Origin of the sequence: Pseudomonas sp. W2Jun17 (genome assembly GCF_023127795.1) — a bacterium.
Taxonomy (GTDB): domain Bacteria; phylum Pseudomonadota; class Gammaproteobacteria; order Pseudomonadales; family Pseudomonadaceae; genus Aquipseudomonas; species Aquipseudomonas synxantha_A.
In genome coordinates this window covers 385,692-409,141 of sequence record NZ_SPKO01000025.1, presented here as the reverse complement: position 1 = coordinate 409,141, position 23,450 = coordinate 385,692, and the positions used below count along the sequence as shown (strand labels likewise).

Annotated in this window: 29 protein-coding genes; 28 read left to right on the top strand and 1 reads right to left on the bottom strand. The window is 57.2% G+C overall.

The features are described 5' to 3' along the window. Positions 1-25 precede the first annotated feature (25 nt). Complete coding sequence (locus tag E4O98_RS15445) at positions 26-352, top strand: phage holin, lambda family (protein ID WP_198834065.1); 327 nt, start codon at positions 26-28, stop codon at positions 350-352. Further along, entirely contained in the window at positions 349-735 is a 387-nt protein-coding gene (locus E4O98_RS15440; RefSeq protein ID WP_248135670.1) for a hypothetical protein, read from the top strand. The genes E4O98_RS15445 and E4O98_RS15440 overlap by 4 nt, the downstream gene beginning before the upstream one ends. A 197-nt stretch (positions 736-932) precedes the next feature. Here the strand turns inward: E4O98_RS15440 and E4O98_RS15435 are convergent, their stop codons facing one another. Then, positions 933-1,262 carry a hypothetical protein gene (locus tag E4O98_RS15435; protein ID WP_248135669.1) on the bottom strand — a complete coding sequence of 110 codons (330 nt, stop codon included), beginning with the start codon at positions 1,260-1,262 and terminating at the stop codon, positions 933-935. Positions 1,263-1,284: 22 nt separating this feature from the next. Here E4O98_RS15435 and E4O98_RS15430 point away from each other — a divergent pair, with 22 nt between their 5' ends. From E4O98_RS15430 to E4O98_RS15305, 26 genes are all read left to right on the top strand, one after another. Next, positions 1,285-1,662: a hypothetical protein gene (locus E4O98_RS15430; protein ID WP_248135668.1), complete on the top strand. Its 378-nt coding sequence runs from the start codon at positions 1,285-1,287 to the stop codon at positions 1,660-1,662. Positions 1,663-1,722: 60 nt separating this feature from the next. Further along, complete coding sequence (locus E4O98_RS15425; protein ID WP_248135667.1) at positions 1,723-1,956, top strand: hypothetical protein; 234 nt, start codon at positions 1,723-1,725, stop codon at positions 1,954-1,956. Further along, positions 1,956-2,270 (top strand): HNH endonuclease signature motif containing protein, encoded by a 315-nt coding sequence (locus E4O98_RS15420; protein ID WP_069556762.1) that lies wholly within the window; start codon positions 1,956-1,958, stop codon positions 2,268-2,270. Before E4O98_RS15425 ends, E4O98_RS15420 begins: the two co-directional genes overlap by 1 nt. A 125-nt stretch (positions 2,271-2,395) precedes the next feature. Beyond that, a complete protein-coding gene (locus E4O98_RS15415) occupies positions 2,396-2,803 on the top strand; it encodes a hypothetical protein (protein WP_122489761.1) in 408 nt (135 codons plus the stop codon). A 2-nt stretch (positions 2,804-2,805) separates the two neighbouring features. Beyond that, positions 2,806-4,497, top strand: a complete 1,692-nt coding sequence (locus tag E4O98_RS15410; protein ID WP_248135666.1) for a terminase large subunit — start codon at positions 2,806-2,808, stop codon at positions 4,495-4,497. Further along, the gene (locus E4O98_RS15405) at positions 4,497-5,897 is read left to right on the top strand and encodes a phage portal protein (protein WP_248135665.1); all 1,401 of its coding nucleotides are present in this window, start codon (positions 4,497-4,499) and stop codon (positions 5,895-5,897) included. Before E4O98_RS15410 ends, E4O98_RS15405 begins: the two co-directional genes overlap by 1 nt. A 14-nt stretch (positions 5,898-5,911) precedes the next feature. Continuing rightward, positions 5,912-6,799 carry a head maturation protease, ClpP-related gene (locus tag E4O98_RS15400; protein WP_248135664.1) on the top strand — a complete coding sequence of 296 codons (888 nt, stop codon included), beginning with the start codon at positions 5,912-5,914 and terminating at the stop codon, positions 6,797-6,799. Then, on the top strand, positions 6,796-8,010 hold the full coding sequence (locus E4O98_RS15395; RefSeq protein WP_248135663.1) for a phage major capsid protein: 1,215 nt from the start codon (positions 6,796-6,798) through the stop codon (positions 8,008-8,010). The genes E4O98_RS15400 and E4O98_RS15395 overlap by 4 nt, the downstream gene beginning before the upstream one ends. Positions 8,011-8,060: 50 nt before the next feature. After that, complete coding sequence (locus tag E4O98_RS15390; RefSeq protein WP_248135662.1) at positions 8,061-8,288, top strand: hypothetical protein; 228 nt, start codon at positions 8,061-8,063, stop codon at positions 8,286-8,288. A gap of 1 nt (position 8,289) precedes the next feature. Next, positions 8,290-8,631, top strand: coding sequence for a head-tail connector protein (locus tag E4O98_RS15385; RefSeq protein WP_248135661.1), 342 nt, complete (start codon positions 8,290-8,292; stop codon positions 8,629-8,631). Beyond that, a complete protein-coding gene (locus E4O98_RS15380; protein WP_248135660.1) occupies positions 8,632-8,964 on the top strand; it encodes a phage head closure protein in 333 nt (110 codons plus the stop codon). Continuing rightward, positions 8,957-9,448: an HK97-gp10 family putative phage morphogenesis protein gene (locus E4O98_RS15375; protein WP_248135659.1), complete on the top strand. Its 492-nt coding sequence runs from the start codon at positions 8,957-8,959 to the stop codon at positions 9,446-9,448. The genes E4O98_RS15380 and E4O98_RS15375 overlap by 8 nt, the downstream gene beginning before the upstream one ends. Then, positions 9,445-9,813 (top strand): DUF3168 domain-containing protein, encoded by a 369-nt coding sequence (locus tag E4O98_RS15370; RefSeq protein WP_248135658.1) that lies wholly within the window; start codon positions 9,445-9,447, stop codon positions 9,811-9,813. Before E4O98_RS15375 ends, E4O98_RS15370 begins: the two co-directional genes overlap by 4 nt. A 63-nt stretch (positions 9,814-9,876) precedes the next feature. Continuing rightward, positions 9,877-10,374 carry a phage tail tube protein gene (locus E4O98_RS15365; protein ID WP_248135657.1) on the top strand — a complete coding sequence of 166 codons (498 nt, stop codon included), beginning with the start codon at positions 9,877-9,879 and terminating at the stop codon, positions 10,372-10,374. Positions 10,375-10,383: 9 nt separating this feature from the next. After that, entirely contained in the window at positions 10,384-10,809 is a 426-nt protein-coding gene (locus E4O98_RS15360) for a phage tail assembly chaperone family protein, TAC (RefSeq protein WP_248135656.1), read from the top strand. Positions 10,810-11,146: 337 nt separating this feature from the next. Next, positions 11,147-11,464 (top strand): hypothetical protein, encoded by a 318-nt coding sequence (locus E4O98_RS15355; RefSeq protein ID WP_248135655.1) that lies wholly within the window; start codon positions 11,147-11,149, stop codon positions 11,462-11,464. A gap of 56 nt (positions 11,465-11,520) precedes the next feature. Beyond that, on the top strand, positions 11,521-14,022 hold the full coding sequence (locus E4O98_RS15350) for a phage tail tape measure protein (RefSeq protein ID WP_248135654.1): 2,502 nt from the start codon (positions 11,521-11,523) through the stop codon (positions 14,020-14,022). Next, positions 14,022-14,366, top strand: a complete 345-nt coding sequence (locus E4O98_RS15345) for a phage tail protein (protein WP_198798644.1) — start codon at positions 14,022-14,024, stop codon at positions 14,364-14,366. Before E4O98_RS15350 ends, E4O98_RS15345 begins: the two co-directional genes overlap by 1 nt. 54 nt (positions 14,367-14,420) lie before the next feature. Further along, entirely contained in the window at positions 14,421-15,122 is a 702-nt protein-coding gene (locus E4O98_RS15340; protein WP_248135653.1) for a phage minor tail protein L, read from the top strand. A gap of 2 nt (positions 15,123-15,124) precedes the next feature. Further along, positions 15,125-15,907 carry a C40 family peptidase gene (locus tag E4O98_RS15335; protein WP_248135652.1) on the top strand — a complete coding sequence of 261 codons (783 nt, stop codon included), beginning with the start codon at positions 15,125-15,127 and terminating at the stop codon, positions 15,905-15,907. Next, on the top strand, positions 15,904-16,491 hold the full coding sequence (locus tag E4O98_RS15330; RefSeq protein ID WP_248135651.1) for a tail assembly protein: 588 nt from the start codon (positions 15,904-15,906) through the stop codon (positions 16,489-16,491). Before E4O98_RS15335 ends, E4O98_RS15330 begins: the two co-directional genes overlap by 4 nt. Positions 16,492-16,545: 54 nt before the next feature. Beyond that, on the top strand, positions 16,546-20,436 hold the full coding sequence (locus E4O98_RS15325; protein WP_248135650.1) for a phage tail protein: 3,891 nt from the start codon (positions 16,546-16,548) through the stop codon (positions 20,434-20,436). Between the two features lie 331 nt (positions 20,437-20,767). Further along, entirely contained in the window at positions 20,768-21,415 is a 648-nt protein-coding gene (locus tag E4O98_RS15320) for a hypothetical protein (protein ID WP_248135649.1), read from the top strand. Positions 21,416-21,458: 43 nt separating this feature from the next. Then, a complete protein-coding gene (locus tag E4O98_RS15315) occupies positions 21,459-22,469 on the top strand; it encodes a hypothetical protein (RefSeq protein ID WP_248135648.1) in 1,011 nt (336 codons plus the stop codon). Positions 22,470-22,512: 43 nt separating this feature from the next. Next, entirely contained in the window at positions 22,513-22,938 is a 426-nt protein-coding gene (locus tag E4O98_RS15310; protein ID WP_248135647.1) for a cell wall hydrolase, read from the top strand. 233 nt (positions 22,939-23,171) lie between these two features. Next, entirely contained in the window at positions 23,172-23,402 is a 231-nt protein-coding gene (locus tag E4O98_RS15305) for a hypothetical protein (RefSeq protein ID WP_248135646.1), read from the top strand. Positions 23,403-23,450: the final 48 nt, after the last annotated feature.

Genomic DNA, 23,450 nt, shown 5'->3' with positions numbered 1-23,450 from the left:
ACTCCCTCACTGGGAGGATACCGAGATGAACCCGATGCCTGAGAAAAACCCCGACTTCTGGGCCCAGGTGTGGCTGGTCCTCTCGAACCCACTGTGGCAGGGCGCAATCATGGCCTTCACGATCACGCTGTTGCGCGTGCTGTACGACGCAAAAGAGCCGAACTACTGGCGCACCTTGTTTGAAGCGCTGTTGTGTGGGGCCTTGAGCCTGTCAGCCAGCAGCATTATTGAGTGGATGGAATGGCCGCCGAGCCTGTCAGTGGCTGCCGGCGGTGCCATCGGCTTCATCGGCGTGACGGCGATCCGTGACCTGATCATTCGGTTCCTGGGCAGAAAGGCGGACTCAGCATGAAGGCGATAGCAGTGGCAATCATCGTCGCCCTGGTTGGCCTGCTGCTCGTCGGCATCCAGCAGATGCGTGTCGAGGATCTGCGCGCAGAGAAGCGCATTGAATCTCAGGCCAAGGATGAAGCGGTCAAGGCCAACAACGAAAGCCAGGCCACCATCACCACGCTGCGCGCCGAAGCACTTCGCAACGCGGCGTACACCGCAGACCTGGCACAGCGCATCAAGGCCAGCGAGAAGAAAGCCGAGAAGGCGAGGAAAGACTTTGAAGAACTCAAGCGCAACAGCAAGCCTGTTCGTGACTGGGCTGCTCAGCCTCTTCCTGACGGCCTGCGCGGCAAAGCCGGCGGTGGTAACAAAGACTCAGGCCTTAAGAATCGAAGCCCCTGAGCTGATCCCATGCGAGCGGGTAGACCACGATGAAGCAGACCTTCGCTTCAATGGTGATGTGTGGGAGTTAAAGGACAAGGCCATCAAGTTGCTGGATACTTGCGCTGACCAGGTGGATGCCCAGATCGTTCGCAGCCAGAGCAAGTAATCCGCGCCACGTTTTCGAATGCGGCAAATCGTGGCGCGAGACTCATTTCTCAGCTACGACGAGAAAGCAGCCATGCCGCCAGGCCGACGCCACCTATAATTGCTGCTACATGCCAAGGTTTCTCTTGCGCATACTTCTTGGCGTTATTCAGGGCCTCTTGGCCTTTATCAACAGCCTCTTCAGCATCTTTAGGGAAGAAGTCGTTTGCGTTTTTTAGAATAGCTTCAAGTTTTTTGCGTGCGGCTTCAGCTTTGTCGCCTACAAATGATTCGCCGTCCGCCAACAGATCGCTAGCTTCGTTTATAAGTTTCTTCAATTCATCGTCGCCAATATCTTTTGCTTTTGATGCGACTTTTTCTATTTCAGCTTTACGTGCCATTTCCTGACTCCGTGATGGTGGTTTGAAGCTGATTGATCGCTGGATATTAAAAAAAGTTCAATTTCCCGATAGTGACGTTGCTCGCCTTGCTTTGGGCCTGTTAGAGCTGAACGTCACCTACGGCGCTGGTATTTCTCGCTGGTGTAGCGGTAGGCGCCAAGATGGCAGGAGGTTGGTGATGCGATACCGAGATCTGTTGAGAAAGACAGTGGCTGACTTGAATACCAGCATCAAGGCCGGAGCCCCTGAGTGGCTGGTTGGGTATGCCAAGGCTTCGATGGCCAAGGCTGACTACCACCACGCCAGGCGCAGAAGCCGAACCTGCCCGGAGCGGGTCAAGGCAATGAGCGAGCTACTCCAGCTTGGCGACATGCTGCGGTACTGGAAGTGGTGTAGCTGATGGCCTGCAGTGGATGCGCCGCCAGGCGCGAATGGTTCAACAAGATGAAGGAGTTGGCATATGAGCGAGCATCACAGCTCTTTAGTCGTGGGCCAGCTGAAGCTGACACCCGAGCAGATGCAGATGGTTCAGGAGAACTGGGAGCAGTTCCTCCAGATATTCAATCAGCAGTTGAGGGAGCAGGCGAAGACCAATGAGATGCTGGCTTCATTGCTCCAGGCATTGGCGGATGACCAAGGTGAAGACCCTGACGCACCGCATTCCACCTACATGGATGGCAGCAAGGTGACCTGATGGCGAAGATATCCAGCCTAAAGTCCAGGTTCACACCTGTTGACAGTCGCAAGGTTTCGAAACTGGCAGACGCTGCAAGCACTGACTCATGGGGCTCTGGTCGCGGTGGCCGTCCATGGCGCCGAAAACGCGCCGCGATACTGGTGCGTGACAACTACACCTGTCGCGTCTGCGGACTGATTACCAAAGACCTTGAGGTAGACCATATCGTCAACGTTGCTCAGGGTGGCACCGATGACGACGACAACCTCCAGGCGATCTGCATCCCATGCCACAAGGCCAAGACGGCGCGTGAGTCGTCGGCACATCGATAGGTCTGCACGTCACGGGCGTGCCACACATGGGGGGGAGGGGTAAGAGTTCACGCCCTTTTGTCTCGGACACCGCTCCCCCTCTCACGCGCAGATTTTCTCCCACTTTTGAAAAAGGAATTCAGCAAATGGCAGGCGTTAAAGGCAAGAGCGGGGGCGCTCGCCCCAACTCTGGCGGCGCGCGGCCTGGTGCTGGAAGGAAAAAGAAGGTCGAGCCGGAATCAGCAAATTCCTCGGCGGTCTCTGTGGAGTTTGAGGCACAACCTCACGGCGGCGCGTTGAAGCGCGAGAGGGCGGTGCCGGTGCCAGCGCCTGAGATGGATATGCTGGCCCTGCTGACCAAGATCGCGCTCGGTCAACTCGACGCGAGCCCCATTCAGGTTAGGGCAGCCATCGCAGCAGTCCAATACACCCACGTCAAAAAAGCGGAGGGCGGCAAGAAGGACGGGAAGCAGAAGGCGGCTGAAGAGGCTGCTGGAAAATTCAACCGGCAGGCCCCGCCCAAATTAGTAGCAGCTAACGGTAAGCAGGTTTAACTATGGAATGGTCGACCGCATGTCCTGAATGGGAGCAGCGCCTGATCGACCATAAATCGATTATCCCTCCTCCGATTTTCGTAGAAGAAGCGGAGCGTGCACTTCAAATATTCAAGGAGTTGCGCGTTCCAGATCTGCCGGGCAAGCCAAGGATGGCCGACTGTTGCGATGAGTGGGTACTCGACTACGTTCGCTGCATCTTCGGCGCTTACGATGCTGAGACCGGCAAGCAAATGATCCGCGAGTTCGGCTTACTGATCAGCAAGAAGAACACGAAGAGCACCATCGCAGCCGGCATCATGCTCACTGCCTTGATTCTCTGCTGGCGCGAGGAAGAGGAGCATCTGATTCTGGCGCCGACCAAGGAGGTTGCGGACAACGCTTTCAAGCCAGCTGCCGGGATGGTTCGCGCTGATGAAGAGCTTTCAGCGATGTTCCACATCCAGGAACACACCAGGACCATCACGGACCGAACCACCCTGAACTCATTGAAGGTCGTTGCGGCCGACACTGACACCGTTTCCGGCAAGAAGTCGGGCAAGGTGCTGGTCGATGAGCTTTGGGTGTTTGGCAAGCGCGCAAATGCCGAGTCGATGTTCATGGAGGCCCTAGGCGGACAGATCTCCCGCGAAGAGGGATGGGTCATCTATCTCACCACTCAAAGTGATGAGCCGCCGGCAGGGGTTTTCAAGGAGCGCCTGAGTTACTGGCGCGATGTTCGTGATGGAAAGGTTGTGGATTGCAAGACGCTGGGGGTTCTTTACGAGTTCCCGGTCCGGATGGTCGCTAACAAGCAATACCTGAATCCAGAAAACTTCTACATCACCAACCCGAACATCGGGCGCTCCGTGAGTGCGGAGTGGCTAGAAGACCAGCTCAAGAAAAGGCTGGGCACTTCAGATGGATCCCTGCAGAAGTTCCTGGCCAAGCATCTGAATATTGAAATTGGTCTGAACTTAAGGACCGACCGGTGGGCGGGGGCTGATCACTGGGAAGCCGCCGGCGACAAGTCGCTCACCTTTGATGAGTTGCTGCGGCGCTCCGAGGTGATTGTGGTAGGTATCGATGGCGGCGGCCTTGATGACTTGTTGGGCCTGAGTTTGATTGGCCGCGAGCGTGAAACTCGGCGCTGGTTGCACTGGGCGCACGCCTGGGCCCACCAGATCGCACTCGACCGCCGCAAGGATATCGTTTCAAACCTGCGCGACTTCGAAGCTGATGGCGATCTGACCATTGTCGAGCGGCCAGGTGATGATGTCCTGCAGGTCGCAGATATCATCTGCGAAGTCCGGGACGCTGGATTACTGCCTGACAAGCAGGCAATAGGCGTCGATGCGGCTGGTATCGGCGATATCGTTGACGAGCTCACCACTGAAGATCGCGGCATTACCATGGAGCAGATTGTTTCTATCTCCCAGGGCTGGCGACTCAACGGCGCAATCAAAACCACAGAGCGCAAGGTTGCGGGCGGCGAGTTTGTGCACGGTGGCACGCGGCTCATGGCCTGGTGCGTCGGCAACGCCAGAACTGTTGCGGTTGGCAACGCGATAGCGATCAACAAACAGGTGAGCGGGTCGGCAAAGATTGACCCGCTCATGGCTACCTTCGACGCAACAACGCTCATAGCGCTGAACCCGGTGGGTTGCGGTGATCTACAGGGCTTTTTCGACAATCCAATTATGGTGGGGCTTTGATGGCGCGCGAAAAGAAACCCGGGCGAATCAAGGCCACTCTTCAAAATTGGCTTGGTGTGCCCATCGGCTTAAAGGATGGTTCGTTCTGGCAGGAGTGGTTCGGAAGTTCAGTCAGTGGACAGCACGTATCGGTTGATAAAGCCATGCAGCTGTCCACGGTATGGGCCTGCGTGCGTTTGCTTTCGGAATCGGTATCTACGTTGCCGCTGAAGCTTTACCGGCGCCTGCCTGATGGCTCAAGGGCGCCAGCTACTGATCATCCGCTTTATCGGCTGCTATGCCGGGTGCCGAACGCAGAAATGACCCCTCAACGCTTCATGCTGTTGGTGGTGGCCAGCATCTGCCTACGCGGGAACGCGTTCGTTGAAAAGAAGATGCTTGCGGGCCGGATCATCGCCCTGGTACCGCTGTTGCCGCAGTGCATGCGGGTCAAGCGCGAGGAAAATGGCCGACTCAAGTACACGTACACCGAGAACGGAGTTGAGCGCGACATCCCCGAAAAATCCCTGATGCATATCCGCGGCTTTGGCCTGGATGGCGTGTGCGGGATGCTGCCCGTGACCACAGGCAAGGAGATATTCGGTTCTGCAATGGCGGTAGAAGAGGCAGCCGCGAAGGTCTTTGCCCAGGGTATGCAGGCCTCCGGGATACTCTCCAGCGACAAGACGCTAACCCCGGCGCAGCGCGAGCAGTTGCGAAGCAGTCTCGGTTCCTTCATGGGCTCCAAGAACGCCGGCAAGATCATGGTGGCCGAGGCTGGGCTCAAGTACCAGGGGATCACAATGAACCCCGAAGCCTCGCAAATGCTTGAGTCGCGATCGTTCAGCATTGAAGAGATGTGCCGGTGGTTCCGGGTGCCGCCCTTTATGGTCGGGCACATGGACAAGCAATCCAGCTGGGCCAGTTCGGTAGAAGCGCAAAACCTGCACTTCCTTACCAACAGTCTGCGCCCGCTACTGGTGAACATCGAACAGGAAATCACCCGGTGCTTGATCGGTGAGGCTGATGCTGACGAGTTCTTTGCTGAGTTTGCGGTAGAAGGCCTACTGCGCGCTGACAGCGCCGGGCGCGGCGCCTGGTACAACACAGCTCTGCAAAACGGCTGGATGTCCCGCAACGAAGTGCGGCGCCTGGAAAACATGGCTCCAATCCCAGGTGGCGATACCTTCACTGTTCAGTCGGCGCTTGTGCCGCTTGACCAGCTCGGCAAACAGTCAGCCGGAATGTCGCCGGCGGCTACCGCCTTCATGTTGCGCATCACTGCGGCAAATCAGAGCGGGGACAAGGAAGCCATCAAGGAAGCCTTCGACTTGGCTAACAAGGCGCTCGATGCCGGAAACCCGGACGGGCCAATGATGGCCCACGCACTGATATCACTACCGCGGCTCCTCGCCGCCTGATCCTGGAGTAACCAATGACCCTTAAGACCATTCCGGCGGCGCCGGAGGCTCGGCCGCGCGCGCAGGTTCACTGCGACCTGACGCCGAAGGCCTTGGAGCGGTGGAATCCATCGATCAAGGCGGCAAGCACGGACGACAACTCCATCACCATTTACGACCCAATAGGGTTTGATTGGTGGACGGGCGAGGGCGTGACTGCAAAGCGGATCAGTGCCGCGCTGCGATCTATCGGTGACAGCGATGTAACGGTGAAGATCAACAGCCCAGGCGGCGACGTGTTTGAAGGCCTGGCCATCTACAACCTGCTGCGTGAACACAAAGGCAAGGTAACAGTGCAAATCCTCGGCCTGGCAGCCTCGGCCGCATCGTTCATCGCCATGGCAGCGGATGAAATCCAGATTGCTCGGGCCGGCTTCCTGATGATTCACAACAGCTGGACCATGGCCGCCGGTGACCGCAACGACATTCGAGAGGTGGCTGACTTCCTCGAGCAGATCGACGGAACACTCGCTGATATCTACGCCGTACGCACCGGTGACCCCATTGAGGCCATGCAAAAGCTAATGGACGTCGAGACCTGGATGGGCGGCGCCGCTGCAATCGATGCGGGGTTTGCAGACAGCCTTCTGGCATCTGACGCCGCCGTCGAGGATGCCAGCGCATCGGCGCCGCACCAGGTTGCCGCCCGCCGTATGGATCTGATCCTGGCAAAACAGGGCATGCCGCGCTCCGAGCGCCGCGCCCTCATTCAAGAACTCAAGGCTGGTACGCCTGGCGCTACCACCTCCGGCAAGCAGAACGCTGCCGCAACCCCGGCCAACCTGGCCGACCCCATTGCCGAACTACAAGCTGCGCTTTCGCGGTTCTCGGCAGCAGCAATTCAAACCGGAGAAAAACCATGAGCGACACTACTGCCGAGCTGTTGAAGAACGTCTCCAACGAGCTCAAGAAGGCAACCGACGAATTCAGCAAACAGGCTGAAAACGCACTGACCGAAGCCAAGAAGGCCGGCTCCTTGTCGGCGGAAACCAAAAACGCAGTCGACGAACTGGCCACCAAGTTCAACAGCTTGACCGAGGCTGAAAAGCAGCTGAAGGCACAACTCGGCGAGCTGGAGCAGGAGTTTGCACGCATCCCTGCCAGTACTGCCGCTGCTTCCCGTGACACCGTGGGAGGGGTGGTGATCAAAAGCGAAGCGCTGAAGCAATTCTCCGCTCACATCGAGGGCAATCGTCGCATCAGCATCCCGGTGCATGCCGCCTTGTTGAGTGGCAACGTACCTGCTGGTGTGGTTGAGCCGCAACGCCTGCCGGGCATTGATGCCGCTCCGAAACAGCGCCTGTTTATCCGCGACCTCATTGCCCCTGGACGCACCACGTCGCCCGCGATCTTCTGGGTTCAGCAAACCGGCTTCACCAACGCCGCCAGGGTAGTGGCTGAGGGCACTCAGAAGCCTTACAGCGACATCCAGTTCGCGACCAAGATCACCCCGGTCAGCACCATCGCGCATATGTTCAAGTCGTCGAAGCAGATTCTGGATGACTTTGCACAACTGCAATCGACCATCGATACCGAAATGCGCTACGGACTGAAGTATGCCGAAGAGCAGGAAATCCTGTTCGGTGACGGCACCGGCGTGCACCTGCATGGCATCGTGCCGCAGGCATCGGCCTTCGACCCTGCATTTACCGTTGAAAATCAGTCCGGCATCGATGATCTGCGCCTGGCCATGCTTCAAGCTCAGCTTGCCCGCCTGCCAGCATCCGGTCACGTGTTGCACTTCATCGACTGGGCGAAGATCGAGCTCACCAAAGACTCTCTGGGCCGCTACATCCTGGCCAACCCTCTGGGCCTGGCTGGTCCCTTGCTGTGGGGCCTGCCGGTGGTGGCAACCGAGATCGCAGCCTTCCAGGGCAAGTTCCTGACCGGCGCTTTCCAGACCGGTGCGCAGCTGTTCGATCGCGAAGACGCCAACGTGGTGATCTCCACCGAGAACGCTGACGACTTCGAGAAGAACATGATCTCGATCCGTTGCGAGGAGCGTGCAGCTCTGGCGGTGAAACGCCCGGAAGCATTCATTTACGGCTCGTTCACCCCGCCTAAAGCCCCTTAAACCACTGATAGGGCCGCCCTGCTGGCGGCCCAACGGAGCGCGCTATGAAGATGAAAACGACCAAGCCGCTTTATCTGGGCGGTAAAACCTTGTCTGAAGGCTCGATGTTTGTCACAGACGAACAGCACGGTCGTCAGCTTCTGCAAAAAAACTACGCCGTGGAGTGCGATGACGATGGCGAGCCCTTGGTTGACCTAACTGAGGAGGATGACACACCCGATCCGCTGAGCAGCGAGAAGGCAGCTGGCAAGCCAGGCGGCAAGAAGAAAGGCGCCTGATATGACGGTTATCCCGATCGACGTGGCTATGCAGCACCTGCGGGCCGAAAGCGAGGATCAGAGCTATGTCGCGCTGGTGTTGGAGGCTGCCGAAGACAGCGCGGCTCAGTTTTTGAACCGCCGCTTCTACGCCGATGCGGATTCACTTGCTTCCGGTGTGCTGGCTGGAGACGCCGGTTCTGATCCGATCCTGATCAATCCGTCTATCCGGGCCGCCTGCCTGCTCATCGCTGGCAAGCTTTACAACTCGCGAGAGGATGCGGTCACGGGCGTATCTGTCACCGAGCTTCCTTCAGGCTCCCAGTCGCTATTGATGCCATACCGCGTCAGTTTGGGGGTTTAGATGAGAGCAGGCGATCTGCGTCACCGCATCACTATCCAGCGCCCCGTGCACACGCAGGACCCTGTCACGGGTGAGATGACTCCGTCTTGGGTTGATGTCGCCAAACTCTGGGCCGACGTTGAGCCAGTTTCGGTTAACCAATTCGTTGCAGCCGCTACAAACCAGTCCAAGGTATCGGCCCGCATCGTCATCCGGTACCGCGCCGGCATCGACTCGACAATGCGCATTCTGCACCGCGACAAAATCTACAACGTTGAGGGTGTTCTGGCCGACAAGGTCAGCGGTTTGGAATATCTGACGCTGCCGGTGAGCGAGGGGGTTAATGATGGCTGACGGCGTGGAGTTCAGCATTACTGGTTTAGATTCATTGCTCGGCAAGCTGGAGGCGGTGACATACGACCTCAAGCGCAAAGGTGGGCGCTCAGCGTTGCGCAAGGCTGCTCAACTGGTGGCCAACAAGGCAAAGGAGGGCGCCGAGAAGTTGGACGACTCGGCTACAGGCCGGTCTATCGCCAAAAACATCGCGCTCAGGTGGAATGGCCGGCTGTTCAAGCAGACCGGCGACCTGGCCTTTCGAGTGGGCGTACTGCATGGCGCTGTGCTTCCCAAGAAAGGGGCCACGCCTAACTTGTCAGCAAATGGGCCAACCCCCCACTGGAGGCTTCTGGAGTTCGGCACCGAGAAAATGCAGGCCTCGCCATTCATGCGAAAAGCACTCGCTGACAACATCAGCGCTGCAACTGACGCATTCGTCACTGAGTACGAGAAAGCAATCGACCGCGCTATCAAGCGCGCAGCGAAGAAGGCCGCTCAATGAAGTATCCGCCAATTTTTCAGGTTGCCGCCGCCGACCCAGCCGTTACTGCACTGCTGGGCATCAACCCAACCCGTCTCTATCTGTTCGGCCTAGCCCCGGATAACCCAGTGGGCACTTACTGCGTCTGGCAGATCATTGACGGGGCGCCCGATAACTACCTGGCAGGCCGGCCAGACGTCGAGAGTCATACCCTGCAGATCGATGTCTACGCCGCCACAGCTGCTGAGGCACGGGCCGCTGGGCAGGCTTTGGAGTACGCCGTCGAGCTGTCCGCCTCAGTGGTTGGCTACAACGGCGAGAACCGCGACACCGAAACAGGGCGGTACCGCTACAGCTTCAGCGTGGACTGGATTGTCCGCCGATAACGAAACCCCAAACCCAGGCCCGCCATGAGCGGGTATTTTTTTGCCCGACATTTGGAGAACGCCATGTCGATCCTTTCCCAAGGAACCCAGATTTACGCCCTCGTCCCGCCGGTGTCCGGCACTGGTCCAAAGACTGTGCTCGCCATTGAGTGCGCAACGGCATTCAGCCCTGGCGGTGCACCGGCGGACCAGATCGAAGATACCTGTCTGGAGGACACCACTCGCAGCTACAAGAAAGGCCTGCGCACCCCGGGCCAAGCCTCGCTGACCGTCAACGCTGACCCGAACAACGCGAGCCACATTCGCCTGCATCAGCTCTCCGAGGCCGATGGCGACACCACCATTGAGTGGGCGGTAGGCTGGTCTGACGGTACAGCAGCGCCGACGCTCAACACTGCGGGCAACGGTTTTGAACTGCCAGACACGCGCACCTGGTTCACTTTCCAAGGCTACGTCTCCGACTTCCCGTTCGACTTCGCAGCCAACGCCGTGGTGAGCACTGCCGCCACCATTCAACGTTCTGGCGGTTCCGCCTGGATTCGCAAGGTCACTACCCCTTAAGGATCAATCATGCAACTGAGCATTAGTGGGTTGAAAGAAATGGGCGCCTTCACCGGGCGTCCGGTTGAGCGAGAAATCAAATGGAGCCAGAGCGGGAAGGATATGTCCGCAACGGTCTTCGTTCGTCCGCTTGGCTACCGTACGGCAGTCAACGACGTGCTCTCAGCCACCGGAAAGGTGGAAAGCTACGCAGGGCGCATCGCGGCCAGCATCTGTGACGAGTCGGGCCAGCCTGTGTTCACTGTGGGGGACATCACTGGCGATGCTGACCCGGAGCGCGGCGCCCTGGATGGCAATTTGACCGTGGCTTTGATGATGGTCATCGCCGAGGTAAACAACATGGGAAAGACGATGAGCTCAGCGACACCGACGAGCTCTGGCACGAACTCGCCATCACAATCGGCGCCACGGTCGCGGAAGCTCAAGAAAGACTGAGCATGTCGGAGTTCCGGCAATGGGTTAAGTATCGGAAGCTGCGCGGATCGTTGAACGTTGGCATGAGGGTAGAGAGGTCGGCGGCATTGCTGGCCACTCTGTATGCAAACTTTCAAACGAAAAACGGTGGCTACCAAATTTACGACTTCATGCAGCACGACGCTGAGAAGCCGCCAAGCCTTGAGCAGGCTATCGAGTCGTGGACTTAAATAGGTGATTTGCAGCGGTTGAGTAAACGCTGCAATTGCTATTGGTCGCGTTGCCTACTGCCATGGTCATGGTTTTGGATTATCGAACCTGCTGCTACAGTGCCTTCATTTAGGGAGGGTTAGCAGGTATGCGCAAAAAAATCATAGCTGGGGTTGTGCTGGGAATGATCTCAATAAGTGCTCTTGCTGAGGAAAAACGAGACCCGTGCTTATGGGTGTCTAATCTTGCGGAACGCATAATGAAATCCAGGCAGAACGAAGTGCCAATGGCGAAAATCATGGGAGTGGTATCTGGTGGAGAAGCTCCCGATGAAATGAAGAAAATCATGAAAGACATGGTTATTGACGCCTACGAGTCTCCTGCATTTTCCGCTGATGTGAATAAAGCCAAGGCGGTCTCTAAATTCCAAAATGAGATGTACCTTGCCTGCGTGAAAGCAACCTGAAGTACTTTTTAATGAGACCCGCCAAGTGCGGGTTTTTTTTCGCCTGGAGAAATTGAATGTCCTCGAAATCCCTGGGCACGCTAACCCTCGACCTAATCGCGAGAATAGGCGGGTTTACTGGGCCGCTTGACCAAGCAGGCCGAAACGCCAAGAAGTGGCAGCAAGAAACGGAGAAGAGCGCGAAGTTGGTTGGCGCTGCAATCGGCGCAGGTGTTTCGGCAGGTGTTGGGGCTCTCGCGGCTCTGGCTGTCAGCACTGTGAGAGCAGCAGAGGAAATTTCCCGTTTCGCTGCGATCTCAAACACAAGTACAGCTGAGTTCCAAAAACTCTCTGCCGGCGCACAGCTGGTCGGGATCAGCCAGGAGAAGTTATCGGACATATTCAAGGATGTTAACGATAAGGTCGGCGACTTTTTAAATACCGGCGGTGGTGAGTTAAAGGATTTTTTTACCAACATAGCCCCGCTTGTAGGGGTGACGGCTGATCAATTTAGGAATTTGTCAGGTCCTGCGGCACTTGGTTTATTTGTGTCCAGCCTGGAAAAAGCCGGCGCCAGCCAGGCGGATATGACTTTCTATCTGGAGTCTATTGCCAACGACGCCACGCTACTTCTACCGCTGCTGAAGAACAATGCGGAAGGATTTAAGGCATTTGGCAATGCCGCCGAGGCTGCAGGCGCAATCCTTGACGACAAGACAATCAGGGCTGCGAAGGAGATGAGCGCCGCCACATGGCTGGTTGAGCAGTCAGCTTCAGGGCTGAAAAACCAAATAAGTGCAGCACTATTGCCAACGCTGGCCAACTTTTCGACTCAGTTAAACCTCACGTCTGCCAACGGACTGCTGGGCAAGCAGGTAGCCGACGACTTGGCCGGCGCCTTTAAAGGTTTGGCCAAATTTGCCTTGGGGGCTGTCGCTGGGATTCATATTCTCGGTCAAAGCATCAAGACGCTCTCTGATCTCGATGACGCCTCGATGAAGGACGGTTCCTATTGGGAGAAGTGGGTACCGCCAGCCCGAATCTATCGGATGATACAAAACTTCGACGGGGTCAAAGAAACGTTGGCCAAGGCTGGCGTTCAAATGGACCAGACCGCTTTGGGGTACGGTGATCTATTAGCATCCTTTGACAAGCCTGCAGATGTTGGGGTTACCAGCCAAGTTAAGGAACTGGCTGATCTCCTGGAGAAACTCAGGAATCCCCCGAAGGGCACGCTGAAAGTTATCCCGCCCGATCAAGTTGCTGCGGCGAAAAAAATAAGTGACTCATTCGAATCAACTGAGACTGGCCTCAAGCGTCAAATCGAACTGATCAATACATCCACCGACGCCCGGAATGAGGCCACGGAAGCTGCGAAACTTCAGTTTGAGTTCGAGTCTGGAAAGCTGACCGGTCTCAGCGGCCAACAGAAAGAACGACTCAAAAGCCTCGCTGAGGAGCTCGATGCACTCAAGGGCCTCAAAAAGGCCAATGAGGATGCGGCAAAGCTCGCGGCGTTTGGGGCGAACCTGAAAGACAGCAACCAAACCATCAAGCGAGGTTATGAGGTGGAGCTTGCTGGCGCGGGCTCTGGCGACAAGTTGAGAGAGCGCCTCAAGGCCGACCTACAAATTCAGCAGGATCATGACAAGCAAGTTGCTGACCTTTTTGAACAGCGCAACGCTGGAGACATCAGCCAAGAGCTGTACGACAAGGAGACCGCGTTGCTCGAAGAAGCACTTGCCGAGCGGATGGTCATTCAGCAGGACTATTACAACCAGGTCGATGAGGCACAAAACAACTGGATGGCCGGGGTCAGTGACGCCTGGCAGAACTACGTGGACGCCGCGACCGATTACTCAGCGATGGCTGCTGATGCCACTTCATCAATACTCGACAGTGCCAAGGGCGGACTCAGCAATTTCTTGTCTGATGTGATCAGTGGTGCTGAATCTGCCGATGATGCGCTTGGTGACCTGGTGGCCAACTTTGCGAAGTCCACGCTGCAGGCGCTTTCCGACATGGCGGCGCAATGGTTGGTGTATCAGGCTGTGCAAATGCTGGTGGGCAAGACCACGCAGGCAAGTGCGGTCCCAACCCTGGTGGCCAATGCCCAGGCAACTGCGTTTCAGGCCAGCTTGGCCGCGTTCGCTTCTACTGCGGCTATCCCTATCGTTGGTCCTGCTGCTGCCCCGGCCGCCGCGGCCGCCGCTGCTGCTGCAACTGCCCCCATGGTGGCTGGCGTTGCCAGTGCTGCGCTCGCCGGTATGGCGCACGACGGTATCGACGCAGTGCCAGAGACGGGAACCTGGCTGCTCCAAAAGGGTGAGCGAGTCACCACTGCCGAGACCAGCGCCAAGTTGGATAGGACGCTCGATCAGTTGCGAGCCAACTCAGGTGGTGGCGGTGGTGGTGGAATAACCTACAGCCCCCAGATAACAGTTCAGGCGCAGCCAGGCATGAGCGATCAGGATGTACGTCGCCAGGGTGAGTTGATGCAGGCGGGCCAGGAGGCTCAGTTCAGGAGGTTCCTTCAACGTGAAATGGGACAAAACGGCCTGCTGTGGAGGCGAACCTGATGGTTGAAACATTCAGCTACTGCGTTCAGCTCGGCGGAGATGGCGAAATCAGCCAGCGAACGTGGGAGAACGACTTTGGCGACGGGTACACCCAGGCTGGCGGCATCGGTATCAACACCAAGAGCCAGACCTGGAACCTGTCGCATACCGGCGCCCTGGCTGATGGTCAGGAACTCCCACTTGTGTGGGCTTTCCTCGACCGCCACGAGGGTTACAAGTCGTTCTTCTGGACACCGCCAGGTGGTGTGCAAGGTCGGTACCGGTGCAATGGGTATAAGCCGAGACCTCTTGGGGCGAACCTGTTCACCCTGACTTTCACCTTCAAGCAGGTCTACACCCCCTGACCATCAACTTACCGGAGCCCCGCCGAGTGCGGGGTTTTCTGTTTCTGGGGTTCTATGAATTACAACACCGACATTCAAAAGCTGGAACCGGGCAACCAGATCCGGCTGTACGAGGTTGACGCAACACGCCTGGGGGGAGCGCTCTGGCGCTTCCACGGACACGCCCATGAAGGCGATATTGTCTGGCAGGGCCAGTTGTATTCGCCTATCCAGATCGAAGCCAAGGGTTTCGACATTCGTGGCGATGGTCGCCCGGGTTCGCCATCACTCCAACTGGCCAACGAGCTTGGCGGTATTCGTGGGGCAATCAGTGCGATCTGCTTGCAAACCCGCGACCTGGCCGGCGCCCCGGTAAAGGTTATCGAGACCTTCCGGCACTTCCTGGACGCGGCGAACTTCCCCGAAGGCAATCCGGATGCAAGTAACCAGAGCAAAATCAATCTCTGGTACATCGAGCAGAAGACCGAGGAAAGCTTCGACTCAGTGACCTTTGAGCTTTCCAGCCCCACGGACATGGAGGGCCAGATGCTACCTGCGCAGCAGATTACCAAGCTCTGCCGGTGGGCCTGCCGTGGCGGGTACCGGCAAGAGGCCTGCGCCTATACCGGGGCGGCGATGTTCGACAGGAAGAATCTACCCACCGACAACCCAGCAGAGGATCGCTGTCCTGGTTGGTGGAGCAGTTGCAAGCTCAGGGGCAACACGCGCCGGTTCGGCGGCTCCATGGGTGCAAGCCTTATCGCCAGTTCGAGGTAATCATGCGCATCAGTCAAAAATTGCAGGACGAGATTCGCGCCCATGCCGAACGGGATCATCCCGCAGAAGCTTGCGGGGTGCTGATCAAGACCGCCAAGGGCCGCGAGTATGTCCCGTGCAGCAACCTGGCCACCACGCCCCGGGAGCACTTCCAGATCGATCACCGGGACTTGGCTCAGGCAGAAGACCGGGGCGAGGTGCTGGCGATCATTCACAGCCATCCGGACAAGGCGCCGACGCCGAGCATGGCGGATCGCGTCAGTTGTGAACTGCACGAATTGCCCTGGGGTATCGTGGGTTGGCCTGGCGGCGATATTGAGTGGTTTGCTCCCACGGGGTTCTCCGCGCCATTGCTGGGCCGGGACTTCTCCCATGGCCTACTCGACTGCTGGTCGGCCTGCCGGGATTGGTACAGTCGCGAGGCTGGGTTACAGCTGCCAAACTTTGAGCGCGCCGATCTTTGGTGGGAGCAGAAGAGCGGCCCGAGTCTTTATGAGGAGAACTTCAAGGCCACCGGTTTCTACCAGGTCAGTGAGCCGCGGCGCGGCGATATGTTGGTGCTGCAGATCCCCACGCCCGGGCGGGAATGTTACTTCCCGAACCACGCCGTGATTTATCTGGGTGATGAGCCTGCGCTACTCAGCGAGTCGGCGCCTGTATTGGGCGGCTCCGGTCCTTTTATCTATCACCACATGCCTGGGCGCCTAGCCAGCCGCGAGATCTACGGTTGGTCGATGGCAAACCGGGTGAAACTGATTCTGCGACACAAGGACTACAAGCCATGACCATGATCACCATCAAGCTGGGCGGCATCGTTGGTAAACGCTTTGGCAAAGAATACACACTTGACCTGAACGGCTTTCGAGACGGCATGACCGCCCTGTGCGCGATGAAGCCCGGATTCGAGAAGTTCATGCGCACTGCCGAAGAGCGCGGCCTGGTGTTTGCTGTGTTTGTCGACGAGCGCAACCTGGGCAAGGAGGAACTGGATATGGTTGGGCAGGGCATCAGCGTCATTCGCATTCAGCCGATAGTGCAGGGCAGCAAACAGGCCGGTATGTTTCAAACGCTGCTTGGTGTTGTGCTGGTGGTGGCGGGACTGTTCTCTGGCGGTACTACCTCCACGCTTGGTATGGGGTTGCTCGCCGCCGGCGCCGCTGTCGGGCTGGGAGGCGTGGTGCAAATGCTGGCGCCTACCACCAAGACCAGCACCACAGACAGGAACGATGACGGCAACAACCCAAGCTACGGTTTCGGTTCGGCGGTGACCACCACGGCCCAGGGTAATCCGTACCCGTTGCTCTATGGCGAGCGTGAGATTGGCGGCGCCGTCGAGTCGGGCGGGATCTACACCCAGGACAACATCTGATCCTACCTTTACACCCAGCCCGCTTCGGCGGGTTTTTGCATTCTGGAGGGGCGCATGAGCGCAGCTACAAAGAAACCGGCGCGCGCTCAAAGAAAGCGCCGTGCTGTTGTCGGCAGCAAGGGCGGCGAGGCCAAGCAAAAGCAGCCGGTCATTGCCTCGAATAGCGTTCCCTCTTTATCCCGTGCCCGGATCGTCTACCTGTGGAGCTGGGGGCCTATTGTTGGCCCGGTGAACGGGTTGCGCTCTGTTCGCTTGAACGGCACCCCGGTACAGGGCGAAGACGGCACCATCAACTATCCGGGCGTTAAGTGGCAGTTTCGGTCGGGCGAGCTCAATCAGGAACGTCTCGAGGGTATTTCCGAGTCGAGTAACGAGATCGATGTAAAAAAGGAGCTGCAATACGGCACGCCATGGTTGCACACCATCACCAACGCGGTGGCGGATGCGATCCGCTTGCGCTTCAGTTGGCCCACACTTCGTAAGCAGGATTCGGCCGGCAACATCGATGGTGTACGGATCGACTATGCGGTGGACATATCCACCGATGGCGGCCCGTTCCTTGAGGTGCTGACCTCTTTCGTTGACCGCAAGAACTTGACCGAGTACGAGCGAGCTCACCGTATTGAATTGCCTGCTGGCAGCCGCTGGACTATTCGTGCCCGCCGTCTCACGCCCGAGGCCAACAGTGATTTGGTCGTTGATCAGATGCTGGTGAAAGCTATCGCGGAGGTCGTGGACAGCGACCAAGAGTTCCCTCTGACGGCTGTGGGTTGTATCGAGTACGACGCCCAGGTGTTCGGCGGTGATATCGCCAAGATAGCCGTGCTGATGCGCGGCCGAATCATCCGCGTGCCAACGAACTATGACGCTGCAACTCGCACTTACGCGACGTCGGGCGCCGGCACTAGCAATGGAATCTGGGACGGCACCTTTAAGGAGGCTTACACCAACAACCCGGCATGGATCTTCTATGACCTAGTGCTGCATCCGTACTACGGCCTCGGCGACCGCATCGACGCGACAATGGTTGACCGTTGGGCGCTGTACCGGATCGCTCAGTACTGCGACCAGTTGGTGCCGGACGGGAAGGGTGGTCAGGAGCCGCGCTTCACCTGCAACCTGTACCTCCAGAAGCAGACCGAGGCATACGCAGTCCTGCAAGACCTGGCTTCAATCTTTCGCGGTATGGCTTTTTGGGATGGAAGCCAGATAGTGGTCAATGCCGACATGCCGGGAGATCCGGTGTTCAGCTATGGCCCAGCCCAGATCCTGAACAATGGCGCTATCAAGTATGAAGGAACTCGGGTGCGCGACCGGCACACGAACGCCATGGTGTCGTGGGACAACCCCGACCAAGGCTTTGAGACTGACAAAGAGCCGGTCTTTGATGATGTTGCCCTTGGCGAATACGGCTCCGTCCGTGAGCTGACAGTCGATGCTTTCGGCTGCACGTCACTTGGCCAAGCCCAGCGAGCGGGCCAATGGGCTCTGATGACAGAACAATTGCAAACCCGTGGCGCCGTGTTCCGTGTGGGCCTGGACGGTCAGATTCCAAAGCCTGGCCAAGTGATTGGAGTCGGCGACCCAATGCTGGCAGGCCGTGCAAACAGCGGGCGAATCTCTTCAGTGGCTGGTCGGGTGATTACCCTGGACCGTGAAGTAGTGTTGCCCGCTGCCGCTCGGCTGATGATCAACCTACCAAGCGGTAAATCCGAGGGCCGTGCAATCAAGTCGGTTGCCGGCCGGGATGTCACGGTCATGGCAGATTACAGCGAGACTCCCACGCCAGAGCTTGGTTGGGCGATTGACTCCGATGACCTGAAAGTCATGCAGTTCTACGTGCGCAACGTGACGCGCCCGGAGTGGCACCAGTTCCAGCTTGAGGTGATCCAGTACGAGCCGAGCAAGTTTGATGTTATTGACCACGGCGCAGTTGTAGATCCTCGACCCATAAGCGGCATTCCAATTGGCACACAGGATGCGCCGGTACAAGTGCTGCTTAGCCAGCACGTTGTGATCGAGCAGGGCATAGCCATCACTGTTATGTCGATCGCCTGGGACGCAGCCCCTGGTGCGGTGGCTTATGACGTGGAATGGAAGTGGGGCGCTCGGGAGTGGATCAGAGTTCCACGCACCGCCGAGCTTGTGGTGGACGTGCGCGGGATCTACTCCGGCCAATACATGGCCAGGGTGCGGGCGGTTAGTGCGCTCAACGTTTCGTCGATCCCGACCGCTTCGATGCTGACCAACCTGGAAGGCAAGACCGGCCTGCCGCCGGCGGTGTCTTCCCTCACCACTAAAGGCGAACTGTTCGGGATCAGCATCAAGTGGGGCTTCCCTGCTGGCGCCGAGGACACCCAGCGGACCGAGCTGTGGTATGGACCAGCGAACAACCTGGAGGCTGCGACGAAGCTGGCCGACCTTGCATACCCGCAGGCCGACTACCGTATGCAGTCGCTTCTGTCAGGGGCAACGCTGTTCTTCTGGGCGCGCCTGGTGGATCGCACCGGGAACATTGGCCCGTTCTATCCGACCGTAAACGGAGTGATGGGCCAGTCTGTTTCGGACGCTTGGCCGCTCCTTGAGCAGGTCAAGGGGCAGATTGATGAATCGTCGTTGGCTCCAGCCCTTAACGGTCGCATCGATCTGATTGACGGCGATGGGCCTGGCTCCGTAAACGCTCGAAATGAGCAGCTTAGAAAGGATCTCGAGGCTCAAATCAAGCCATATGTTGATGCGCTGTTGTGGGACGCAGCAAAGGCTTACGCCAAGGGAGACATCGTTCGCCAGGGAAACAAGCTGTACCAAGCCCTGGCGGCCAATAGTGGCTCTCAGCCGCCCAGCGCAAACTGGAAAGACGTAGGCGACATCCTGACTGATGCGAACGCTTTGGCAATACGGGTTGATAACCTTGACCAGAAAATCACGGTAGTCGATGGAAAGGTGATTGCCACTCAGGACCAGCTTACCCAGCTCCAGACAAAGGTAAATGACCCGGTAACAGGCCTGGCGGCTACGGCAAATAACGTTACCCAAGTGAATCAGCGAGTAGACAACGTCGATGACAAGTTGACCGCGCAGACGGAGCGAATTGATGGCGTTTACGCTGAAATCAATGCGCCTATGGCTGGCTCTGAGAATGACCTTGCTGGCGGAACACAGGGCTATGCGGGTGTTTGGTCTATCCAGTCTGCCATTACCGATGGTGACTACGCCCAGGGCAAGCTCACTCAAACTGTCGAAGCTCAGGTCATCAAAAACTACGCCACATATGAGGAGACAACGACCGCGCTCGTCAACCAACAGACTGCTACGACCAACCAGGTAACGGCTCTTCGCTCCGATTTTGACGGGAACAAAGCCACCGTACAGACGCAGATTAAGACGGTATCCGATCAGGCGTCAGCCACCGCAAGCCAGACCACTCAGCTGCAAACAACCGTTAACGGCCACACGCAGCAGTTCCAGCAACAAGCGAGCATCAACCAAGACGTAAACGGAAAGATCACCGGCACCTACTCGTTCCGATTCAAGTTCGATGTGAACGGTTCGCCTTACTCAACCGGGGTAGGACTTGGCATTGAAACCGATGCTAACGGTCAAGTTACTTCACGCTTCGTTATCCAAGCCGACCAGTTTGCAATCTACAACGGCGCGGTAGGGGCGGCAGGGTCGAGCGTGCCATTCGCGGTCAACGGGACAGAAACCTACATCAAGTCGGCATTCATCCAAGATGGGACGATCACCAATGCGAAGATTGGGGCATACATCAGTTCGACGAATTACATCGCCGGACAGCAGGGTTGGATCCTGAACAAAGATGGAACCTTCGAAATCAACGGCGTCGTCCCGGGTCAGGGACGGTCGATCATGACAAATCGATCGCTGCGGTTCTGGGACGCTAACGGTGTCAAGCGAGTGCAGCTAGGAGACCAAACAGAATGAGCTCAGGTCTAAGAATGTGGTCCTCTAACGGAGCGCTAGAGTTTGATACAAGTGTATCTACATATCGCATTGTTCTTTCAGAGCTTGTGTCTTATTCGCCAGGATCATCAGGACCAAGAACCAGAACATTTGCCGCGCCTAATTGCAATGTAAATAATGCAATTTGTTTCTTGCTGCCAATTAACAACGATACCTCACAGGTGTCGACTAACAATCAGCTTGAATGTGAAATGGGAACGAACGAGGTGTATGTTAGAAATTTCCTTGCCGAAAGGCCAAACGATTCTGTTTCTCTTGCAACTATGCGTCTCATTGTCGCAAGGTGGGCGTGATGAGTTACGGTTTGCAAGTGGTAAATGATTCTGGCGCTATATCCCTCGACTCTGAATATGCGAGGTTGTGTGTTTTTCATAAAGGCACCTATACCTCGGGGGCGTCTGTTGTCTTTCAAAACATAGTTGACACGCAGGAGCCACCTCTTGTTTTTATCAGGCCGCCGAATAATGGCTCACTGATTCAGATGGGCGTTCTTCTTGAAGGTTCAGCGGGGGCATGGACGGGCGTTACCGTTACAGGCGGGCCGGTTCACTCTGGAAACATATTCGTAGCAGCCTTTTCATCTAAGCCCCTCGCTACATATGGGTTGAGGATGTGGGGCGCTGATGGCAAGCAGCTATTTGACTCAGGTACTCAAGCGGCGGTGTTTACGAGGGTAATGCAAAACTGGACTTACACTCACTCCACGCAGTCCGGGCAAGGTCTTATAACAAACTGGTACTCGATTCCAATGAACTATTCATTAGGTGACTATTTAATGCTCAATAATGGAACAATGCCTATGATGGGTGGCAACAATGAGTCGAGGAGAACAGGCCTACAGTGGGATTTTCCCGCTTCATTAATTAGGATAAGCGTCACCACTGTTTCAAACCCCATATATTTTAGGCTGCAAGCTGTATTTTGTAAGATTTTATCTTGATTTAATAAGCAAACTTTAAACTCATCACAGGATTCATTCCATCATGGCAAGATCAGCGATCAATCTAGGCACGGCGCCGACAGGTCAAGGCGGCGATACGTTCCGAACTGCCAGCCAGAAGAATAACGACAACTCGAACGAGCTTTATACTGCCCTTGGGGCGCCAGCTAACGGACAGTTGCCCGCGGCGCTGCCCGTTGCGAAAGGCGGCACGGGTGGGACTACGCAGCTTGCTGCCCGGCAAGGCTTAGGGCTAGGCGCTGCCTCAACTAAAAGCTTTGGGCTGCAAGACGGAGAGCTTATCCCTGCTGGTACCTATAGTGGGTTTTATTCGAACAATGCGCCGACAACCTATCAAGCTGATAGGCCTGGCGAACCCGGCCAAGGTGGTGCTTTTTCCAGACTTGGCGCGCCGGGCTCATCTTCAGGCTTGTCGTACAGCACGGTTATCCGTATTCCCTATGCTCAGGACTTCGAGGCGCAGTTGCTCATCCCCGTTGCTCAAGGCACCGGTAACTTACATTTTCGAACTACGGAATCTAACAATGGCGGCGCATTCGGCCCCACATACAAGCTTTATCACACAGGCAACACCACCCGCGGTTCCGGCGGTGCGCTTTCGGCGGCATCGCCAATCCTGAGAATCGCGAGTGTGTCCGCCAGCGAGCGCCGCGACCTCCAAGAGGAATCGTTTCTCCCCGCCGGCGAATGGGGTGTGGCCAACGATGAAGCACGCGGCGTTATTGTTGAGCGCCTCGGCGTTGGCGAGTATCGGGTGACCGGTAGCCTCGGCCTGGCACTGGAGGGTTGGCGGACCCACGACCCAAGCTCCCCAGACGGCGGACGGATGCTTGGTATCACCGACAGTCATCAGGAAGAGGACGGCACTGTCATCATTCGCCTATTCAAACAGCGCTGGACGCTCACCGATGACGGAGAGATGGTGCCGGGCTGGGGCGCACCTATGGATGTCCCGCTGAATAGCTGGATCGATGTGCGGCTTGAAATGCCCAAGGTCGATACGCCGCCGCCGCTCAGATCGACCGAAGAATAGCAGCCCGCCAATTGAGCGGGCTTTTTTACGCCTGGAGAAAAGCATGAACGCAACCGAGAAAGACCGGGACATCCTGGCGCGCACGCTGTGGGGGGAAGCTCGCGGTGAGGGACTGGCCGGCCAGATCGCCGTGGCATGGACCATTCGCAACAGGGTGTTCGACGGCAAGGCCAAGTCTTGGTGGGGGGAAGGCTACGCCGGTGTGTGCCTGAAACCCTGGCAGTTCAGCTGCTGGAACCAGAACGACCCGAATTACGCCTACCTGAGCGGGGCCAAGCAAATCCCGGCCGCGCAGTTCGCCCATGCCCAACGCGCGGCTGACCAGGTGATGTCTGGCGCGGTACCGGATCCAACGGGCGGCGCCACGCACTACTACGCGACCACGATGCCAAAGGCCCCGGCCTGGGCTGCGAAGGCCAAACAGACGCTGCGCCTTGGTCACCATGTCTTCTTCAAGGATGTGCCGTGAGACGACCGGCGCCGACCTACATTCGCGGCCGTGAAAATTAGCATGACCTCGATTCATGTAGGAAACACGGAATAGGGCTGATCTTACAGCTTGCGCAAAATCGCAAGCTGTTCACGGCCACGACAAAACCGGCGCAGAATATTCCGGAAATTATTCCTCGCCTCAACTCGACGGGAATATTTCCCGCTCATCTGGTAGCGTCATGGTATCAACCTAACCAGATGGAAATATGGATGTCGATCAAAGTAACTGCACCACTTGTGAATGGCGACTTGTGGGACCCGCTCGATGAGAATGCGTCAGGCGAGAACGCTGTCGAACTGATATGTGGCGATGACCTGCGTCCACCGCCCACCAGCGTGGTCATCACAGTCACTACCGAGTCAGGCAAACGGGTCGAGGTCTGGATTCCTAACTCTGGCAGCAGCACGGCCAGCGTTAGGGTTGACGGCAAGTCGGTATAAGGAGGGTAGAGATTCGGATAGACGGCACATTAGGATATCTGTGGATAA

Coding starts and splice junctions, on each gene's coding strand:
- E4O98_RS15395 (WP_248135663.1), top strand. CDS start 6,796: ATGAGCGACACTACTGCCGAGCTGTTGAAGAACGTCTCCAACGAGCTC.
- E4O98_RS15350 (WP_248135654.1), top strand. CDS start 11,521: ATGTCCTCGAAATCCCTGGGCACGCTAACCCTCGACCTAATCGCGAGA.
- E4O98_RS15315 (WP_248135648.1), top strand. CDS start 21,459: ATGGCAAGATCAGCGATCAATCTAGGCACGGCGCCGACAGGTCAAGGC.
- E4O98_RS15435 (WP_248135669.1), bottom strand. CDS start 1,262: ATGGCACGTAAAGCTGAAATAGAAAAAGTCGCATCAAAAGCAAAAGAT.
- E4O98_RS15320 (WP_248135649.1), top strand. CDS start 20,768: ATGAGTTACGGTTTGCAAGTGGTAAATGATTCTGGCGCTATATCCCTC.
- E4O98_RS15405 (WP_248135665.1), top strand. CDS start 4,497: ATGGCGCGCGAAAAGAAACCCGGGCGAATCAAGGCCACTCTTCAAAAT.
- E4O98_RS15305 (WP_248135646.1), top strand. CDS start 23,172: ATGTCGATCAAAGTAACTGCACCACTTGTGAATGGCGACTTGTGGGAC.
- E4O98_RS15415 (WP_122489761.1), top strand. CDS start 2,396: ATGGCAGGCGTTAAAGGCAAGAGCGGGGGCGCTCGCCCCAACTCTGGC.
- E4O98_RS15335 (WP_248135652.1), top strand. CDS start 15,125: ATGCGCATCAGTCAAAAATTGCAGGACGAGATTCGCGCCCATGCCGAA.
- E4O98_RS15400 (WP_248135664.1), top strand. CDS start 5,912: ATGACCCTTAAGACCATTCCGGCGGCGCCGGAGGCTCGGCCGCGCGCG.
- E4O98_RS15375 (WP_248135659.1), top strand. CDS start 8,957: ATGGCTGACGGCGTGGAGTTCAGCATTACTGGTTTAGATTCATTGCTC.
- E4O98_RS15380 (WP_248135660.1), top strand. CDS start 8,632: ATGAGAGCAGGCGATCTGCGTCACCGCATCACTATCCAGCGCCCCGTG.
- E4O98_RS15345 (WP_198798644.1), top strand. CDS start 14,022: ATGGTTGAAACATTCAGCTACTGCGTTCAGCTCGGCGGAGATGGCGAA.
- E4O98_RS15370 (WP_248135658.1), top strand. CDS start 9,445: ATGAAGTATCCGCCAATTTTTCAGGTTGCCGCCGCCGACCCAGCCGTT.
- E4O98_RS15440 (WP_248135670.1), top strand. CDS start 349: ATGAAGGCGATAGCAGTGGCAATCATCGTCGCCCTGGTTGGCCTGCTG.
- E4O98_RS15310 (WP_248135647.1), top strand. CDS start 22,513: ATGAACGCAACCGAGAAAGACCGGGACATCCTGGCGCGCACGCTGTGG.
- E4O98_RS15385 (WP_248135661.1), top strand. CDS start 8,290: ATGACGGTTATCCCGATCGACGTGGCTATGCAGCACCTGCGGGCCGAA.
- E4O98_RS15390 (WP_248135662.1), top strand. CDS start 8,061: ATGAAAACGACCAAGCCGCTTTATCTGGGCGGTAAAACCTTGTCTGAA.
- E4O98_RS15340 (WP_248135653.1), top strand. CDS start 14,421: ATGAATTACAACACCGACATTCAAAAGCTGGAACCGGGCAACCAGATC.
- E4O98_RS15445 (WP_198834065.1), top strand. CDS start 26: ATGAACCCGATGCCTGAGAAAAACCCCGACTTCTGGGCCCAGGTGTGG.
- E4O98_RS15325 (WP_248135650.1), top strand. CDS start 16,546: ATGAGCGCAGCTACAAAGAAACCGGCGCGCGCTCAAAGAAAGCGCCGT.
- E4O98_RS15420 (WP_069556762.1), top strand. CDS start 1,956: ATGGCGAAGATATCCAGCCTAAAGTCCAGGTTCACACCTGTTGACAGT.
- E4O98_RS15425 (WP_248135667.1), top strand. CDS start 1,723: ATGAGCGAGCATCACAGCTCTTTAGTCGTGGGCCAGCTGAAGCTGACA.
- E4O98_RS15365 (WP_248135657.1), top strand. CDS start 9,877: ATGTCGATCCTTTCCCAAGGAACCCAGATTTACGCCCTCGTCCCGCCG.
- E4O98_RS15330 (WP_248135651.1), top strand. CDS start 15,904: ATGACCATGATCACCATCAAGCTGGGCGGCATCGTTGGTAAACGCTTT.
- E4O98_RS15355 (WP_248135655.1), top strand. CDS start 11,147: ATGCGCAAAAAAATCATAGCTGGGGTTGTGCTGGGAATGATCTCAATA.
- E4O98_RS15360 (WP_248135656.1), top strand. CDS start 10,384: ATGCAACTGAGCATTAGTGGGTTGAAAGAAATGGGCGCCTTCACCGGG.
- E4O98_RS15410 (WP_248135666.1), top strand. CDS start 2,806: ATGGAATGGTCGACCGCATGTCCTGAATGGGAGCAGCGCCTGATCGAC.